Genomic DNA, 1,100 nt, shown 5'->3' on the forward strand with positions numbered 1-1,100 from the left:
GCCCGCGGCCGGGCCGCCGGGTGGGCGCGGTGCGTTTGGGCGCGTTCATCCATGCTTCCTCGGCCTGCCACCAGGCCCACAGCTCGCGCTCGATGCGGTAGCGCTCGGCCCGCTCGGCCAGCCGGCCGTCGATGCCGAGGGACCGTGCGGCCGCGGTGCGGCGATCGTGGGCCGGGCGTCGCCAGCCGCGGCGGTCGTGGATGAGCACGCCGGCCTCGGTGAGACGGTCCAGCAGCCACCGGGCCTGGGCCGGGCTCGCGCCGATGCACCGGGCCACGTCGTCGAGCTGCTGAGGGTCGGTGCTGGTGCGGCTGTAGGTGTTGCCGGCCAGGTGCCCGAGTCCAGGGGAGAGGCTGAACAGATCGTGCGCGGCGTCGGTGATCCGGGCGGTGAGAGTGGCGAGGAGGGAAGTTCTCTCTGCGGCCCCGGCCCCTGCGGGGCGCGGGACCGCTTGTGACCGGCTATCGGTCGGAGGGGTGTGGATAAGCCCGTGGGGGTCGATCGTCCAGTGCGCGCCGTGTGGTCCGTCGGCGGGGCGGGTCTGGGTGATCCAGCCGTCCTCTGCGAGCCGTAGGAGGGCTGTGCGGGCGGTCTCACGGCCGATCCCGGCCAGCAGGGCCAGGCGGCGGGTATCGGCCTCCACGGCGGCGCTGACGGCTTGCAGGGCCAAGACGCACAGGACGTCGAGCACGCGCCGGTCGGCGGGGCCGCCCCCGCGGGTCCAGCGGCCGGCGGCCGCGTCTGCGCGGGTCTGCACGGCGCGCACGCGGGCGGCGATGGCGTCGGCGCGGGCATCGAAGGTCGGATCGTCCCCGATCTGCCGATCGGCGCTGGCGACGTACTTCACGGCCTTGTCCCACTGCCTGGCCAGCACGCTGGCGGCCTCGCCGCGGCCGCGTGGCCGGCGGGTGCTGCGGTCGCGGTAGGTGCGCACGTGCTCTAGGCCGGGAGCGGTGTCGGCCAGGGCGGCAATGTCGGCGTGCCGCCACCGGGCGGCGGCCGCGCCGATGAGCACGCGCCACAGCACCGCGGAGGCGTCCCCGCTGGCGGCGGCCTCATCGAGGGCGGCCGCGCTGACGCGCGGCAGCGGCCGGCGGGGG

At 76.5% G+C, this 1,100-nt stretch carries 1 pseudogene; it reads right to left on the reverse strand.

The annotated features are described in order from the left end of the window. Positions 1 to 1,100: pseudogene (locus N864_RS25310) on the reverse strand (hypothetical protein); the annotation flags it as partial.

Source organism: Intrasporangium chromatireducens Q5-1 (assembly GCF_000576575.1).
Taxonomy (GTDB): domain Bacteria; phylum Actinomycetota; class Actinomycetes; order Actinomycetales; family Dermatophilaceae; genus Intrasporangium_A; species Intrasporangium_A chromatireducens.